This window comes from Streptomyces sp. NPDC111656, from assembly GCF_055656965.1.
Window position 1 is genome coordinate 178885 of sequence record NZ_JBVKCA010000008.1, and the last position, 16721, is coordinate 195605.

Sequence of the window (16721 nt, forward strand, 5' to 3'; positions counted from 1 at the left end):
CCTTCCGCCCCTTCACTCCTCCGGTTCCAGGTCCTCCTCCTCGAAGACCAGGAGTGTGCGGGTGCTGAGGACCTCGGGGATGGCCTGGAGGCGGGTGAGGACCAGTTCGCGGAGGGCTCGGTTGTCGGGAGTGTGCACCAGGAGCAGGACATCGAAGTCGCCGCCCACCAGGGCGATGTGGGAGGCGCCGGGCAGCACCCTGAGCTGCTCACGGACCGTGCGCCAGGAGTTCTGCACGATCTTGAGGGTGATGTACGCGGACGTGCCCTGCCCCGCGCGTTCGTGGTCGACGCGCGCCCCGAAGCCGCGGATCACACCGTCCTCGATGAGCCGGTTGATCCGCGCGTAGGCGTTGGCGCGGGACACATGGACCCGTTCGGCCACGGAGCGTATCGAGGCGCGGCCGTCCGCCTGGAGCATCTGCAGGATGTCCTGATCGATGGCGTCGAGCGGACGGGCGGGCGGCGGGACGGGGCCGGCCTCCGGCGGCTCGGCCATTTGTTCAGGTGCCATGTCCCCCCGCCTCCCTACCATGGACGTACTGCGTCCATCTCAGGCTGTGCAGAACCGTTTGTCCACAGCCTGGCGCTGCCTGTAGCCAAAATGTGCCGACGACCGAACAATCGGTAGGTGAGGCGCCTCACACCCGTGCAGCGCCCAAGCCGCTCCCACGAGGAGGTGCCGTCATGACGGTCATGGAGCAGCGAGGCGCTTACCGGCCCACGCCGCCGCCCGCCTGGCAGCCCCGCACCGACCCCGCGCCGCTGCTGCCCGACGCGCTGCCCCACCGCGTCCTCGGCACCGAAGCCGCCGCGCAGGTCGATCCGGGCCTGCTGCGCCGTCTGTACGCGGAGCTGGTGCGCGGTCGTCGCTACAACGCGCAGGCCACCGCCCTCACCAAGCAGGGCCGCCTCGCCGTCTACCCGTCCAGCACCGGCCAGGAGGCCTGCGAGGTCGCCGCCGCACTCGTCCTCGAGGAGCGCGACTGGCTCTTCCCGAGCTACCGCGACACCCTCGCCGCCGTCGCCCGCGGCCTCGACCCCGTCCAGGCCCTCACCCTCCTGCGCGGCGACTGGCACACCGGCTACGACCCCCACGAGCACCGCATCGCACCCCTGTGCACCCCCCTCGCCACCCAGCTCCCGCACGCCGTAGGCCTCGCGCACGCCGCCCGCCTCAAGGGCGACGACGTGGTCGCGCTCGCCCTGGTCGGCGACGGCGGCACCAGCGAGGGCGACTTCCACGAGGCGCTGAACTTCGCGGCGGTCTGGCAGGCCCCGGTCGTCTTCCTCGTCCAGAACAACGGCTTCGCCATCTCCGTCCCGCTCGCCAAGCAGACCGCCGCCCCCTCGCTGGCCCACAAGGCCGTGGGCTACGGAATGCCCGGCCGACTGGTCGACGGCAACGACGCGGCGGCCGTGCACGAGGTCCTGAGCGACGCCGTGCGCCACGCGCGCGCGGGCGGCGGCCCGACGCTGGTCGAGGCCGTGACGTACCGCATGGAAGCCCACACGAACGCCGACGACGCCACCCGCTACCGCGGCGACTCCGAGGTCGAGACCTGGCGGGCGCACGACCCCATCGCCCTCCTGGAGCACGAGTTGACCGAGCGCGGCCTGCTCGACGCCGACGGCATACGGGAGGCCCGCGAGGCCGCCGAGATCATGGCCGCCGACCTGCGCGCCCGCATGAACCAGGACCCGGTGCTCGACCCCATGGACCTCTTCGCCCACGTGTATGCCGAGCCCACACCACAACTGCGCGAGCAGGAGGCGCTGTTGCGCGCCGAGCTCGCGGCCGAGGCCGAGTCGGAGGGTACGGCCCGATGACCACCGTCGCGCTCAAACCCGCCACCATGGCGCAGGCCCTGACCCGCGCGCTCCGCGACGCCATGGCCGCCGACCCGACCGTCCATGTCATGGGCGAGGACGTCGGCACCCTGGGCGGCGTCTTCCGCGTCACCGACGGGCTCGCCAAGGAGTTCGGCGAGGACCGCTGCACGGACACCCCGCTCGCCGAGGCGGGCATCCTGGGGACGGCCGTCGGCATGGCCATGTACGGGCTCAGGCCGGTCGTCGAGATGCAGTTCGACGCGTTCGCCTACCCGGCGTTCGAGCAGCTGATCTCGCACGTGGCACGGATGCGCAACCGCACCCGCGGTGCCATGCCGCTCCCGATCACCATCCGGGTCCCGTACGGCGGCGGCATCGGCGGAGTCGAGCACCACAGCGACTCCTCCGAGGCGTACTACATGGCGACTCCGGGACTCCATGTCGTCACGCCCGCGACCGTCGCCGACGCCTACGGGCTGCTGCGCGCCGCCATCGCCTCCGACGACCCGGTCGTCTTCCTGGAGCCCAAGCGCCTGTACTGGTCGAAGGACTCCTGGAACCCCGACGAGCCGACGGCCGTCGACCCGATAGGCCGCGCGGTGGTGCGGCGCCCGGGCCGCAGCGCCACGCTCATCACCTACGGGCCGTCCGTACCCGTCTGCCTGGAGGCGGCCGAGGCGGCGCGGGCCGAGGGCTGGGACCTCGAGGTCGTCGACCTGCGCTCGCTCGTGCCCTTCGACGACGAGACCGTGGCGGCATCGGTGCGGCGGACCGGACGCGCGGTCGTCGTGCACGAGGCCGGTGGTTACGGCGGCCCGGGCGGCGAGATCGCGGCCCGCGTCACCGAGCGCTGCTTCCACCACCTGGAGGCACCGGTGCTGCGCGTCGCCGGATTCGACATCCCGTACCCGCCGCCGATGCTGGAGCGGCACCACCTGCCCGGCGTCGACCGGATCCTGGACGCCGTGGGGCGCCTGCAATGGGAGGCGGACAGCTGATGGCCCAGGTGCTCGAGTTCAAGCTCCCCGACCTCGGTGAGGGTCTCACCGAGGCGGAGATCGTCCGCTGGCTGGTGGAGGTCGGCGACGTCGTCGCCGTCGACCAGCCCGTCGTCGAGGTCGAGACGGCCAAGGCGATGGTCGAGGTCCCCTGCCCCTACGGAGGCGTGGTCACCGCACGCTTCGGCGAGGAGGGCACGGAACTGCCCGTGGGATCCCCCCTGTTGACCGTCGCGGTCGGCGAGCCGACCTCCGGCGAAGAGACCGAGGGCTCCGGCAACGTGCTGGTGGGGTACGGCACCGGCGCGCCGCCGGCGCGCCGCAGAAGGGTACGGCCGACCACCGGGGCAACCACACCGCCCGGGGCGCACACACGGACCCGGCCCGCGCACCAACCCGCCACGGACGGCCACCCGGGCGCTCCGGCGCGCGAACCCGGGCCGGCCCGCGACCACATCGCGGCGGCGGTACGCGCCGACGGCCCCGTACCGGTGATCTCCCCGCTCGTCCGCAGGCTCGCCCGGGAGAACGGCCTGGACCTGCGGACCCTGGTGGGCTCCGGCCCCGACGGGCTGATCCTGCGGTCGGACGTGGAGCACGCGTTGCGCTCGGCCGGCACCCCGGTCCGGCAGCCGGAAATCCCGCTCGCCCCGCACACCCCCGAACCCACCCCCGCACCTGCCACGGCCGGCACCCGTATCCCCCTCCGCGGCATCCGCGGCACGGTCGCCGACAAACTCTCCCGCAGCCGTCGCGAGATCCCCGACGCGACCTGCTGGGTGGACGCCGACGCGACGGAACTCCTGCACGCGCGCCGGGCGATGAACGCCACCGGCGGTCCCAAGATCTCCCTGCTGGCGCTGCTCGCCCGCATCTGCACCGCCGCACTGGCCCGCTACCCGGAGCTCAACTCCACGGTCGACACGGACGCCCGCGAGATCGTCCGCCTTGACCACATCCACCTGGGCTTCGCGGCGCAGACCGAGCGCGGTCTCGTCGTCCCCGTCGTCCGGGACGCCCACACGCGCGACGCGGAATCGCTGAGCGCGGAGTTCGCCCGGCTGACCGAGGCCGCACGTACCGGCACGCTGACACCCGCGGACCTCACGGGCGGCACCTTCACGTTGAACAACTACGGAGTGTTCGGCGTCGACGGTTCCACACCGATCATCAACCACCCCGAGGCCGCCATGCTCGGCGTCGGCCGGATCGTCCCCAAGCCCTGGGTGTACGAGGGCGAGCTGGCCGTGCGCCAGGTCGTCCAGCTCTCGCTCACCTTCGACCACCGGGTGTGCGACGGCGGCACGGCGGGCGGCTTCCTGCGCCATGTCGCGGACTGCGTCGAACAGCCGGCGGTGCTCCTGCGTTCCCTGTGATCGCGGCGGCCCGCATACTCGGGGGATGACCGCGTACGAGCCACCGGGCACCCCCGGCCCCGCCGCCCCGTACGACGCCGTCGTCCTCGCGGGCGGCGCCGCCCGCCGGCTCGGCGGAGCGGACAAGCCCGGTCTGCGCGTGGGCGGGCGCCCACTGCTCGACCGGGTGCTCGCCGCCTGCGCCACCGCCACCACCACGGTGGTCGTCGCCGCGCCCAGAGAGACCGTGCGCCCCGTGGAGTGGGCGCGCGAGGAGCCGCCCGGCGGGGGGCCGCTCGCCGCGCTCGACGCCGGCCTGCGGCACATTTCGGCGGAACACGTCGTGGTGCTCTCCGCCGACCTGCCGTTCCTGGACCAGTCGACGGTACGGCGCCTGCTGGACGCCCTGCGGACGGGCGACGCCCCCCAGGGTCCGGCGCGACCGGACGGCGTGCTGCTCACCGACCTCGACGGCCGCGACCAGCCGCTCGTGGCCGCCTACCGTGCGGACGCCCTGCGCCGGGAGCTGGCCGCGCTCGCCGTCGCCCACGGCGGAGTCACCGGGCTGCCGCTGCGGCGGCTCACCGCCGCGCTCGACCTCACCCGCATCTCCGACCCCGTCGCGTCCTTCGACTGCGACACCTGGGACGACATCGCCGCCGCCCGGGCCCGCATCAGGGAGCATGGGAACGTGTTGGATGAATGGATTTCCGCAGTCAAGGACGAGCTGGGCATCGACCTGGACGTCGACACCGGTGGCCTGCTCGACGTGGCCCGCGACGCCGCGCACGGTGTGGCCCGGCCCGCGGCGCCGCTGACCACGTTCCTCGTGGGGTACGCCGCCGCACAGGCCGGGGGCGGCCCCGAGGCCGTCGCGGAGGCATCCCGCAAGGCTACGGCGCTCGCGCTCCGCTGGGCGGCCGAGGACACCCCCGACGCCCAATCGGCCTCGGACGCCAACCCGACTGCCGAAGCCAAGCCGACCCCCGACGCCGGATGAACGCGCCCCGCGCCCGGCCCCTCGGTCAGGACGCCGACGACCTCGACGTGGAGGAGGCCCTGGCCTTGGTCAAGGACCCCCGGCGAGGCACGTCCGGCCCCCGGCACGGCCACGGCACCCCCGCGGTTCCCTCGCCCACATCGGAGGGCGAGAGCCGCACCCACGCCCCCGACAGCGCCGAGGGCAAGGGCGACGGCAAGGGCGACGGGCACAGGGCCACCCCCTGGCCCCAGGCCCGTACGACCGCCGAGCGGGCCGCCCGTTCCGTCCCGCGGCGCGCCCCCGTCTCCGTGTCCCTGGACGCGGCCCTCGGTCTGGTCCTCGCCGCCCCGCTCGCCGCGCTCACCGACCTCCCCTCCTTCGACACCTCCGCGATGGACGGCTACGCGGTCGCCGGACCCGGCCCCTGGGACCTCCGCGAGGAACGGGTACTCGCGGGCCACACGAAGCCGGAGCCGCTCATCGACGGCGAGGCGGTGCGGATCGCCACCGGCGCGCGCATCCCGCAGGACGCCACCGCCGTGCTGCGCAGCGAGCACGGGCACCTCGACGACAAGGGGCGGCTGCACGCCACCCGGGAGGCCGTGCACGGGCAGGACATCCGGCCCCGTGGCCAGGAGTGCCGCAGCGGCGACCAACTCCTGCCGACCGGCGCCCTGGTCACCCCCGCCGTGCTGGGCCTCGCCGCGGCCGCCGGATACGACACCCTCACCGTGATCCCCCGCCCCCGCGCCGAAGTCCTCGTCCTCGGCGACGAACTGCTCACCGAGGGGCTCCCCCAGGAGGGCCTGATCCGGGACGCGCTCGGGCCGATGCTGCCGCCGTGGCTGCGCTCGCTCGGTGCCGAGGTCCTCGCGGTACGCAGGCTGGGCGACGACGCCAAGGCCCTGCACAAGGCGATCACCCGCTCCGAAGCCGACCTGATCGTCACGACCGGGGGCACCGCCTCGGGCCCCGTCGACCACGTCCACCCCACCCTGAGCCGCATCGGCGCCCAACTCCTCGTGGACGGCGTCGAGGTCCGCCCGGGCCACCCCATGGTCCTGGCCCGCACCAAGGAGAACCAGCACCTCGTCGGCCTGCCCGGCAACCCCTTGGCGGCCGTCTCCGGCCTGCTGACGCTCGCGGAGCCCCTCCTGCGCGTCCTGGCAGGCCGGGCGGCCCCGGAGCCGTACACGCTGCCCCTCGGGGACGCGGTCCACGGGCACCCGTACGACACCCGGCTCATCCCCGTCGTGGTGCGTGCCGACCGGGCCATGCCGCTGCACTACAACGGTCCGGCCATGCTGCGGGGCATCGCGGCGTCCGACGCCCTCGCGGTCGTACCACCCGGCGGCGCCCGTCCGGGGCAGGAGTTGGAACTCCTCGATCTACCCTGGGCGTTGGCCGGGATGGGGAATGTCTGAGATGAGTGGGGGCATTTACCGGACGGTGAGCCGGATCGGGGAGTGTTTCACGTGAAACTGCCGGGCCATGATGCGATCGCCCGCCAAGCGGACGAGCATCTCGTGACCCGCCGGGTGAAACTCCCGAGAAAAGTGGTGGAACGCCCCATCCGCCAGGTCGTCAAACGCCTGGCGATGGCCTTGTTCTTGCTCGCCGCGACCGCCTTCATCGTCTGGGTCGACCGCGATGGCTACCACGACAACGCGGGTGACGGCGTCGACTTCCTCGACTCCCTCTACTACGCGACCGTCACCCTCTCGACCACCGGATACGGCGACATCACCCCGGTCAGCGACGCCGCCCGGCTCACCAACATCTTCGTCATCACACCGCTGCGCGTGCTGTTCCTGATCATCCTGGTCGGCACCACGCTCGAGGTCCTCACGGAACGCACCCGCGAGGAGTGGCGATTCAACCGCTGGAGGGCGGCTTTGCGCGACCACACCGTCGTTGTCGGGTTCGGGACCAAGGGGCGGTCGGCGGTGCAGACCGTCTGTGCGACCGGGCTGAAGAAGGAGCAGGTCGTGGTCGTCGACCCCAGTGCCAAGGCGGTCGACGCGGCGACGGCCGAGGGGTACGCCGGGGTCATAGGGGACGCGACGCGCAGCGATGTGCTGATGGGGGCCGAGGTCCACAAGGCGCGGCAGATCATCATCGCGACCCAGCGCGACGACACGGCCGTGCTGGTCACGTTGACCGCACGTCAGCTCAACCGGCAGGCGAAGATCGTCGCCGCGGTGCGCGAGGAGGAGAACGCGCCGCTGCTCAAGCAGTCGGGTGCCGACGCCGTCATCACCAGTGCCAGCGCGGCCGGACGGCTCCTCGGGCTCTCCGTGCTCAGCCCCAGCGCCGGCATGGTCATGGAAGACCTCATCCAGCAGGGCAGCGGGCTCGACATCGTGGAACGGCCGGTCGTGAAGGCCGAGGTGGGCAAGGGTGTACGCGAGACGGACGACCTGGTGGTCAGCGTCGTACGGGGGCATCGCGTGCTCGGCTACGACGATCCGGCCATCGGGAAGCTCCAGTTGACCGACCGGCTCATCACCATCGTGCGGGCCACGCCGGGCACCCGGGTGGCACCGCACAGCCGACCGCTGCCCCAGGACTGAATCCTCGGGACCGAATCCTCGAGACCGGATCCCCAGGACCGGATCCTCGGACTCCCGCAGACATCCACCCAGCGTGCGGGGACCACGCGCCCCCCTCGTCGTCGTCCGCAAGGTGTAGCGCCGGCAGCGCGCCGCGGACGGTGCCCGCGGGCGTCTCACCGTGTGACAGGGGTAGCGTCAGCTCCATGAAGGCAGTGACGATCACCCAGCCCGGCGGACCTGAAGTGCTCACCTGGACGGATGTGCCGGATCCCGTTCCCGGTGACGGGGAAGTTCTCGTCGAAGTAGTGGCCAGCGCCGTCAACCGCGCCGATCTGATGCAACGGCAGGGCTTCTACTACCCGCCGCCCGGCGCCTCCCCGTACCCCGGACTCGAATGCTCGGGCCGGATCGTCGAGATCGGCCCCGGAGTCTCCGGATGGGCCGTCGGCGACGAGGTCTGCGCGCTGCTCGCGGGCGGCGGATACGGCGAGAAGGTCGCCGTCCCGGCCGGACAGCTGCTGCCCGTTCCCGAGGGCCTGGACCTCAAGCGGGCGGCCGCGCTGCCCGAGGTGACCTGCACCGTCTGGTCCAACGTCTTCATGGTCTCCCACCTGCGCCCGGGCGAGACCCTGCTCGTGCACGGCGGCTCCAGCGGCATCGGCACCATGGCGATCCAGCTGGCGAAGGCCGTCGGTGCGAAGGTCGCCGTCACGGCCGGTACCAAGGAGAAGCTCGACTTCTGCGCCGAGCTCGGCGCGGACATCCTCATCAACTACCGCGAGCAGGACTTCGTCGAGGAGATCGAGCGGGCCACGGGCGGCTCGGGCGCCGACGTCATCCTCGACAACATGGGAGCCAAGTACCTCGACCGGAACGTGCGGGCCCTCGCGGTGAACGGGCGGCTCGCGATCATCGGTCTGCAGGGCGGCGCCAAGGGGGAGCTGAACATCGGCGCGCTCCTCACGAAGCGTGCCGCGATCAGCGCCACCTCGCTGCGCGCCCGCCCGCTCGGCGAGAAGGCGGCGATCGTCTCGGCCGTGCGCGAGCACGTGTGGCCGCTGATCGCCTCCGGCCACGTGCGGCCGGTCGTCGACCGCGAGCTGCCGATGGACGAGGCGGCGACGGCGCACCAGGTCCTGGAGGAGAGCGGTCACATCGGCAAGGTCCTCCTCGTGGTCCCGGGCGAGAAGTAGGAAAGCACCAGGAAAGGACCGGGTCCTCGGGCGACCCGCTCAGCCGCGTCGCAGGCGCAGGGCGAGGAAGGCGAGGCCCAGGCCGAGACCGATGAGGATCAGCCCGCCGCCGAGGGGCAGGATCTTGAGGACCGGTTCGGGGGTGGTCGCCGGGCCGACCTCGTTGTGCTGGACGGGCACGGCCGCGGGCCGCGACGGCTCGGGGGCGCCGGTCGCGTCCGGGCGGTCCGACGCGGCGTTCTCCCCGGCGGGGTCGCGGTCCGTGTACGTCGGCACGGTGTCCTCGCGGCTCCCGTCCTCGTCCCGCGCCGGGGGCTCCTCGCGCCCCGGCCGCGTACGGCCCTCGCCCGCGCTGCTTCCCGCGTGGGAGGCGCGGGCGCTCGGAGCGGGATCGGCGGCGTACGACACCGCGTACGGGACGGCGCGCGAGACGGCGTACGAAGGGGATATCGCGCCGGTCGTCAGGACGAGCAGCAGCCCGGTCACACGGAGCGCACTGAGCCGTGGAGTCACGTGGGTGACCCCCTCCCGGTGAGGAGTCCCATGATCAATGGGGCAAGCCTCACATGACCCCTCCTTCCCGGCATCTCGACGGTCACCTGGACGGTGGATCACGCTGTATGGGGGGCACCACCGTGATGGGGTGGAGGTGTGCGAGAGAATGGCGGCATGGAGATGCCGAGGAACGAAAGGTCGCCGGAGAACCCTCAGATCCTGGTCGTGGGCCAGGACGGGATGGCTCTCGGCGGCACCGGTGACGAGGACTCCCGCGAGGTCCCGGTGACAGAGATGGTCGAACAGCCCGCCAAGGTCATGCGTATCGGGAGCATGATCAAGCAACTTCTCGAAGAGGTGCGCGCCGCACCTCTGGACGAGGCGAGCCGGGTCCGGCTCAAGGAGATCCATGCCAGCTCCGTGAAGGAGCTCGAGGACGGCCTGGCGCCCGAGCTGGTAGAGGAGCTGGAGCGGCTCTCGCTGCCCTTCACGCACGACGCGACCCCCAGCGACGCCGAGCTGCGCATCGCGCAGGCCCAGCTGGTGGGCTGGCTCGAGGGCCTCTTCCACGGGATCCAGACGACCCTGTTCGCCCAGCAGATGGCGGCCAGGGCCCAGCTGGAGCAGATGCGCCGCGCGCTCCCGCCGGGCGTCGGCGGCCTGGACGGCGACGAGGACCCGCGCGCGGGTGGCCGCTCTGGCGGACCGTACCTGTAGCCCCGGGCGATCCCTTCTCACGAAACGGGCCCGGCACGTGAAGTGCCGGGCCTGTCTTATAGGCGCTTGTGGGTGTTACGGGCGCTTATGTGTGGAGGCGGAGGTTCAGGACGGGTTGCCCGAAGAGACGCTCAGCTCGATCTGCGGCATGTTCTTGGGATCGACGTCCTCGTCCGCGGACGGGAACTGATCCATGATCGTGTCCTGGCCGTAGGTGTTCTCGTCGACGCGCTTGATCTTCATCTGCCAGCCCGCGGCCTGGAAGCAGGACTTCACGGACGTCAGGTTCTTGTACTGGAAGTCCGGGATCTTGATCTTGTTCGGGTCGTTGTACGACTCCTGCGGAGACGTGCACTTCTCCTCGTCGATCGTCTTCGAGGTGTCCGGACCCTTGTGCCCCGCCACCACGGACGGCGAGGGGCTGCTGCCGCCGCCTCCCTGGTGGTCGCCGCCGCCACCGTTGTTCAGCGCGAGGGCGATGATCAGACCGCCGATCGCGACGAGCGCGACCACGATCGAGCCGACGACGACCGCCTTGTTGCCCTTGCGGCCACCGGAACCGCCCGGGCCGCCCGGAACGGAGGTCTGGGGCTGGGGAGCGAGGTGGTACGGCGGCGGGGTCGACATGCCCTGCTGGGGGGCGTACGCCGGGACCCCCGGGGTCGGGTAGCCCCCCTGCTGCGGATACCCGTACGCCTGGGACGGCGCGGGCGGCGGGGTCGGTGCCCCGTAGGGATGGGGCTGGTACGGCGTCTGCACGGGACCCGGGGCCGGCATCGCCTGGTCGACGGGCGGGAAGACGGCCGAGCCGACGCCCGCGCCGCTCGACGTCCTGGCCCCCGGCACGATGCTCGGCGCGGCGGCCTGCAGCGACTGGGACACCCGCAGACACTCGTCGCGCATGGTCTCAGCGCTCGGGAAACGCTCGTTCGGGTTCTTCTTCAGCGCGCGGGCGATCAGCGCGTCCACCGCCGGGGGCAGTGAGCGGTTGATCGAGGAGGGTGTGACCGGCTCCTCCTGGACATGCGCGTACGCGATGGCCAGCGGCGAGTCGGCCTCGAACGGCAGCCGCCCGGTGACCAGTTGGAACAGCATGATGCCGACGGAGTAGAGGTCGGACCGGGCGTCCACGCCCCGGCCGAGCGCCTGCTCCGGGGAGAGGTACTGCGGGGTGCCGACGACCATGCCGGTCTGCGTCATCGACGTGACGCCGGACTGCATGGCGCGGGCGATGCCGAAGTCCATCACCTTGACGACGCCCCGCTTCGTCATCATCACGTTGCCCGGCTTGATGTCCCGGTGGACCAGGCCCATCTCGTGGCTGATCTCCAGGGCCGCCAGCACGTCCGCGGTGATCTTCAGGGCCTTGTCGGCGGGCATGGCGCCGTACTGCGCGATGTCCTGGTCGAGCACGGAGCCGAGCGGGCGGCCCTCGACGTACTCCATGACGATGTACGGCGTCGTCATGCCGCCCAGTTCGTCCTCGCCGGTGTCGAAGACCGAGACGATGTTCGTGTGCGTGAGTTTCGCCACCGCCTGGGCCTCGCGGCGGAAGCGCTCGCGGAAGGCCTGCTCGCGGCCGAGCTCGGTGTGCAGCGTCTTGATCGCGACCTGGCGGTCGAGCACCGAGTCGTAGGCGAGGTGCACCGAGGCCATGCCGCCTTCGCCGAGCAGATCACGCAGCTGGTAGCGGCCGCCGGCGACCGCGCGTCCCGCGTACCGGCCCTGTGCGCCGTCCTGGCTCATGTTCTGCGTCCCCCATTGGCGCGGATTGCTCTGCCTGTGCTGCGAGCCGTCCTGCACGTGCTCCACGCGGTCGTGCGGTGATCCGCGCGGTGAACTGCGCTCTGATCCGCACTGAGTCCGTCCGAGTCCGTGCTGTGATCGATCTGTGTCTCAGTGATCGATTGGCTGATTCCCGGCCAAGTCTGCCGTAGGGCACTGACACGTCAAGCGCGGTGCCCGTTCCGTGACCGTCTGCGAAAGAAGCGTCGCGGAAGCGTTACAGGTGCCGTACGGGCGGTACACAGAATTTGCACGCCGACACCCTGGACGGGTTTCATGGCCGGTCCATCTCACTTCCATCTCGGGCCGGAGCCTTGCGCGAAGCCTGTAGCGTGGCCCGACGGAGACCGTAACAACCACCGCGCAGACCGCGGGCAGAAACGACGGCGAGGACTGATGGCACAGCAGCAGCGCGCTCAGGGCCCGTCCGACCCCGAGGCGACTGGCGGCGGTATGTCAGATGCGCCGGAGATGTGGGGTAACGGCGGACTTGTGGGGGACGGCCGATACCGGCTGACCCACAGACTAGGCCGGGGCGGCATGGCCGAGGTGTTTGCGGCCGAGGACGTGCGCCTCGGGCGCACCGTCGCGGTCAAACTGCTCCGCTCCGACCTGGCCGAGGACCCGGTGTCCAAGGCCCGCTTCACGCGTGAGGCGCAGTCGGTGGCCGGGCTCAACCACCACGCCGTCGTCGCCGTGTACGACTCGGGCGAGGACGTCGTCGGCCACGCGACCGTGCCGTACATCGTGATGGAGCTCGTCGAGGGCCGCACGATCCGCGACCTGCTGATCAACGCCGAGGCCCCCGGGCCCGAGCAGGCGCTGATCATCGTGTCCGGTGTCCTGGAGGCGCTCGCCTACTCGCACCAGCACGGCATCGTGCACCGCGACATCAAGCCGGCGAACGTGATCATCACGAACACCGGTGCGGTGAAGGTGATGGACTTCGGCATCGCGCGCGCCCTGCACGGCGCGCAGTCGACGATGACCCAGACCGGCATGGTCATGGGCACACCGCAGTACCTCTCCCCGGAGCAGGCCCTCGGCAAGGCCGTCGACCACCGCTCCGACCTGTACGCGACCGGCTGTCTGCTGTACGAACTGCTCGCGCTGCGGCCCCCGTTCACCGGCGAGACGCCGCTGTCGGTGGTCTACCAGCACGTCCAGGACATCCCGGTGCCCCCCTCCGAGGTCGCGCAGGGCGCGCCGCCGGAGCTCGACGGGCTCGTCATGCGCTCCCTCGCGAAGGAGCCGGACGACCGGTTCCAGACCGCCGAGGAGATGCGCGGCCTTGTCCAGTACGGGCTGCAGATGCTGTACGACCAGGGCGGGCACACCGGCACCTGGAACACCGGCCCCGTCGCCCTGCACGAGGGGTTCCACACCCCGGCGTCCGGCTTCGCGGGTACGACCGCGCTGCCGCACCCCGGTGAGTCCGGCACCACGCAGATTCCGGCGCCGCTCATCCCGCCGTACGGCAACGGCGGGGACGACGGCGGCTTCGAGGGGCACGGCAACCACGGCAGTGGCCGCGGCAAGCTGTGGATCCTCGCGGTCCTCGCGGTGATCGCGATCGCGGCGGGCGTCGCACTCGCGCTCCACAACACCGGTGGCGGCGGGAGCGGCGGGAGCGGTACGACCCAGTCGCCGACCACCACGCCGTCCGCCAAGGACGAGGAGCCCAGCGAGAGTCCCAGCGACAGCCCCACGGACACCGCGACGGACGACTCCACGGACGACAACACCAGCTCGGGCGGTGGTTCGGACTACACGCCGTCCTACACGCCGTCCCCGAGCTACAGCAGCCAGCCGTCGAACCAGCCGTCGAACACGGCCACGGACACGACGCCGACGGACACGACGCCTTCGGACCCGGCGACCGAGAGCCAGGACCCGCCGACGCCGGTCGATCCGACGGACGGCGGCGACGGCGGCGGCGGCAGCCAGGGCAGCTCGCAGAACCCTTGAGGACACCGACGGAAACGTCCTCCACGCGCGCGTGAAGCCCGGAACGGGCGCCACGCGCGCGTGGTGTTTCCCTCCCCCGGTCGCGGTGTTCGCGCCCCGGCCGCTGCGTCTTCCTCGACCGGTGTCGGCGATCAGCCCGCGAACGCCTCGCACACCGTGTCGTACTCCCTCGTCCACCACACCGCCAGCGCCGAGGCCGCCGGGAACTGCGGATCGGCGCGGGTGTCGCCGCGCTCGTAGTGCCAGCGCAGCATCCAGAAGTCGTTGAGGCGCTCCCACCACACCCGGTGCACGGCCGCCGCCAGCTGGGCGGGACCGGCGCCCGCGGTACGCCGGTACGCGCGCGCGTAGGCCCGTACCTTCGCCAGGTCCAGCGCGCCGACGGGGCGTACGAAGAAGATCACCGCGGCGCGTACGGCCTCCTCGGCGCGGGGATGGACGCCCAGCCGGTCCCAGTCGACGATCGCGGCCGGTTCGCCGTCGCGGTAGAGCAGGTTGAAGGGATGGAAGTCGCCGTGCACCCAGCCCACCGAGCCGCCCTGCGGGGGCCGTCGGTCGGCATGGCGCTCCAGGAGGGCGCGCCGCTCCAGGAGCCGGTGCCGGGCCAGCTCGTCGAAGGCGTCGTTCGGGCGGTGGCGGCGTACCTGGGCGAGCAGGCGGTCGATGAGCGCGAAGGTGTCGGCGGGGTCGGCTCCCCGGGCCGGATCGACCCCTTCCGCCTCCGCTGAGCCTCCCGCGTCGGCCCTGGCCGAGCCTCTCGCCCCCGCCGAGCCGTCCGTCGCCCCGGTGACGTCGCTCGGTCTCGCCGGGGTGCGGCCCTGCGTCGGCATCACCCGCTCCAGGCTCGCGTGGACGACGCCCAGGAGCGCCCCCAGCCGTGCGCACTGCTGCGTGGTGAGCTGGCCGCCGTGCCGGTGCCGGCCGTCGATCCAGGGGTGCAGCGCGTACGCGTGGCCTCCGATGACGGCGACGGTGCGCCCGTCGGTGCCGGTCAGCGGCGGGGCGACGGGGACGCCGAGGTCGGCGAGACGCTGGGTCGCCCGGTGCTGGCGGGCGATCGCGACCGGGTCGGCGGTCTCGGGGTCGAAATGGTGCTTGAGGAAGTAGCGGCCGCGGGTGGTGCGCAGCCGGTAACCGCGGTTGAGCAGCCCCTGTTCGACGGGGTCGCAGGTCAGCACGGACCCGGCGGCGTACTGGCGGAGGAGGGCGCCCAGAGGGGGCGCGTGAGACACCGGGGGTGGTGCGGATAGGTGCGGCACGCGCCAGATGCTAGGGCACGATCCGGGCCTCTGACCTCGGGTTTGTCACAGACAGTCGTCTTCGATCACGGGACAGTCACAGGGTGCGCCGGAACTGGCGTTCCCTGGCATCGTCCGCGGAATGGACGGTGGAGAATTGGGGCTCGATGCTCAGATGGACCGGGTCGAAGGGCTCGCCGTCCATGAACCGCGGCGCGGGCCCGAACAGCTCGCGGTGGGCCGCGGTCGGCTCCACGGCCTCGCACCGGCCCACGATCTGCACGGACCACACGCTCTCGCCGGGCCCTGCCGAAGCCACGTTGTCGGTGCCGTAGGCGACGACGCTCCCGAGGCAGGCCCGGTGGTAGCCGCAGCCCCGGTGCAGGCGCAGCAGGACGCGGCCGTCCACCACGACGTGGTGGGCGAGGGCGAGGAAGGGCATGGCGCGCAGGCTGGCGGCCAACCGGCCGTGGTCGCTGCGGCCGAGGAGTTCCACGGCGAGCTCTTCGTCGATGGGCATGCCCCCAATTTCCGACACCCTGAAGGCCCCGGAAAAGAGGCACCCGCCCCTTGAAGAGGGGGCCGAAGGTCCCAAAATGCAAGTAGGGCGGTATCTGCGGCGCCGCACTCAGTGACCCGTGTTCTTGGTACCGCACTCAGTTTCTTGGTACCGCACTCAGTGGTGCTGCTTCTCCGCCTGGATGCGCGCCACATAGGCGGCGGCCTGGGAACGCCGTTCCATGCCCAGTTTGGACAGCAGGCTCGACACGTAATTCTTGATCGTCTTTTCGGCGAGATGCAGCCGCTCGCCGATCACGCGGTTGGTGAGCCCCTCGCCGATCAGGTCGAGGACCTTGCGCTCCTGCTCGGTGAGGTGCCCGAGCTTGTCGCCGTTCCTGGCACCGCCGCCGTGTCGCAGCCGATTCAGGACCTGGGCGGTGGCCACGGGGTCGAGCAGCGACCTGCCGGCCGCGACATCGCGCACGGCCGACAGCAGTTCGGCGCCGCGGATCGCTTTCAGCACATAGCCCGACGCGCCCGCCATGATCGCGTCGAAAAGCGCCTCGTCGTCCGCGAAGGAGGTCAGCATCAGGCATTTGATGTTCTCGTTCCGCGACCGGACCTCGCGGCAGACCTCCACTCCGCTGCCGTCCGGGAGCCGTACGTCCAGGACCGCGACGTCCGGGGCCGTGGCCGGGATCCGCGCCAGCGCGTCGGCCGCCGTACCGGCCTCGCCGACGACCTCGATGTCGTCCTCGCCCGAAAGCAACTCATGGACACCGCGGCGTACCACTTCGTGATCGTCGAGGAGAAATACGGTAATTTTTCCGCTTTCGGGCACAAAGTCAGTGTCACACGCCACCCTTGGTCCTGCCCGGGGTGAACTCTTCCCGTGGCTGGGGTGACCGGGATAACGTGCCCGTGTTCCGGCCCCCTGCGAGGCTGTGACCAGTGCTGTGACCAGCGACTGTTCCCGACCTGCGTGCATTACTTGGAAATCCGACTAATAAATAGTGGGAAGTCCAAGCAAAAACGCAGGTCAGGAGGGGTTTCACAGAATTGTGGAGCACTGGGTAACGTGGCCGTTGCAGGGCGCTCGCCG

The 16721-nt window shown here is 71.6% G+C and carries 15 protein-coding genes; 9 read left to right on the forward strand and 6 right to left on the reverse strand.

Going from position 1 to position 16721, the window contains the following annotated elements; all coding sequences use genetic code 11:
* Positions 1-12 precede the first annotated feature (12 nt).
* On the reverse strand, positions 13-513 hold the full coding sequence (locus ACZ7M3_RS24520; protein ID WP_472065679.1) for an Lrp/AsnC family transcriptional regulator: 501 nt from the start codon (positions 511-513) through the stop codon (positions 13-15).
* Between the two features lie 173 nt (positions 514-686).
* Here ACZ7M3_RS24520 and pdhA point away from each other — a divergent pair, with 173 nt between their 5' ends.
* From pdhA to ACZ7M3_RS24555, 7 genes are all read left to right on the forward strand, one after another.
* The gene (gene pdhA / locus ACZ7M3_RS24525; RefSeq protein ID WP_472065680.1) at positions 687-1829 is read left to right on the forward strand and encodes a pyruvate dehydrogenase (acetyl-transferring) E1 component subunit alpha; all 1143 of its coding nucleotides are present in this window, start codon (positions 687-689) and stop codon (positions 1827-1829) included.
* Positions 1826-2830: an alpha-ketoacid dehydrogenase subunit beta gene (locus tag ACZ7M3_RS24530; RefSeq protein WP_054234200.1), complete on the forward strand. Its 1005-nt coding sequence runs from the start codon at positions 1826-1828 to the stop codon at positions 2828-2830. Before pdhA ends, ACZ7M3_RS24530 begins: the two co-directional genes overlap by 4 nt.
* The gene (locus ACZ7M3_RS24535; protein WP_472065681.1) at positions 2830-4206 is read left to right on the forward strand and encodes a dihydrolipoamide acetyltransferase family protein; all 1377 of its coding nucleotides are present in this window, start codon (positions 2830-2832) and stop codon (positions 4204-4206) included. The genes ACZ7M3_RS24530 and ACZ7M3_RS24535 overlap by 1 nt, the downstream gene beginning before the upstream one ends.
* A gap of 25 nt (positions 4207-4231) precedes the next feature.
* Positions 4232-5185 (forward strand): NTP transferase domain-containing protein, encoded by a 954-nt coding sequence (locus ACZ7M3_RS24540; RefSeq protein WP_472065682.1) that lies wholly within the window; start codon positions 4232-4234, stop codon positions 5183-5185.
* Positions 5182-6591 carry a molybdopterin molybdotransferase MoeA gene (locus tag ACZ7M3_RS24545; protein WP_472065683.1) on the forward strand — a complete coding sequence of 470 codons (1410 nt, stop codon included), beginning with the start codon at positions 5182-5184 and terminating at the stop codon, positions 6589-6591. Before ACZ7M3_RS24540 ends, ACZ7M3_RS24545 begins: the two co-directional genes overlap by 4 nt.
* A gap of 42 nt (positions 6592-6633) precedes the next feature.
* Positions 6634-7740, forward strand: coding sequence for a potassium channel family protein (locus ACZ7M3_RS24550; protein WP_472065684.1), 1107 nt, complete (start codon positions 6634-6636; stop codon positions 7738-7740).
* Positions 7741-7925: 185 nt separating this feature from the next.
* Positions 7926-8915, forward strand: a complete 990-nt coding sequence (locus tag ACZ7M3_RS24555; RefSeq protein ID WP_472065685.1) for an NAD(P)H-quinone oxidoreductase — start codon at positions 7926-7928, stop codon at positions 8913-8915.
* A gap of 39 nt (positions 8916-8954) precedes the next feature.
* Here ACZ7M3_RS24555 and ACZ7M3_RS24560 read toward each other — a convergent pair whose 3' ends face one another.
* Positions 8955-9428 (reverse strand): hypothetical protein, encoded by a 474-nt coding sequence (locus tag ACZ7M3_RS24560; protein WP_472065686.1) that lies wholly within the window; start codon positions 9426-9428, stop codon positions 8955-8957.
* Positions 9429-9584: 156 nt separating this feature from the next.
* On the opposite strand from ACZ7M3_RS24560, the gene ACZ7M3_RS24565 reads away from it, so the two are divergent.
* On the forward strand, positions 9585-10127 hold the full coding sequence (locus ACZ7M3_RS24565) for a bacterial proteasome activator family protein (protein WP_054234194.1): 543 nt from the start codon (positions 9585-9587) through the stop codon (positions 10125-10127).
* Positions 10128-10232: 105 nt separating this feature from the next.
* Here the strand turns inward: ACZ7M3_RS24565 and ACZ7M3_RS24570 are convergent, their stop codons facing one another.
* On the reverse strand, positions 10233-11873 hold the full coding sequence (locus ACZ7M3_RS24570; protein ID WP_472065687.1) for a protein kinase domain-containing protein: 1641 nt from the start codon (positions 11871-11873) through the stop codon (positions 10233-10235).
* Between the two features lie 435 nt (positions 11874-12308).
* On the opposite strand from ACZ7M3_RS24570, the gene ACZ7M3_RS24575 reads away from it, so the two are divergent.
* Positions 12309-13880 (forward strand): protein kinase domain-containing protein, encoded by a 1572-nt coding sequence (locus tag ACZ7M3_RS24575; protein WP_472065688.1) that lies wholly within the window; start codon positions 12309-12311, stop codon positions 13878-13880.
* A gap of 131 nt (positions 13881-14011) precedes the next feature.
* Here the strand turns inward: ACZ7M3_RS24575 and ACZ7M3_RS24580 are convergent, their stop codons facing one another.
* From ACZ7M3_RS24580 to ACZ7M3_RS24590, 3 genes are all read right to left on the reverse strand, one after another.
* The gene (locus tag ACZ7M3_RS24580; protein ID WP_472065918.1) at positions 14012-15112 is read right to left on the reverse strand and encodes a phosphotransferase; all 1101 of its coding nucleotides are present in this window, start codon (positions 15110-15112) and stop codon (positions 14012-14014) included.
* A gap of 103 nt (positions 15113-15215) precedes the next feature.
* A complete protein-coding gene (locus tag ACZ7M3_RS24585; RefSeq protein WP_472065689.1) occupies positions 15216-15638 on the reverse strand; it encodes a pyridoxamine 5'-phosphate oxidase family protein in 423 nt (140 codons plus the stop codon).
* Positions 15639-15794: 156 nt separating this feature from the next.
* Positions 15795-16460, reverse strand: coding sequence for a response regulator transcription factor (locus ACZ7M3_RS24590; RefSeq protein WP_472065690.1), 666 nt, complete (start codon positions 16458-16460; stop codon positions 15795-15797).
* Positions 16461-16721 lie beyond the last annotated feature (261 nt).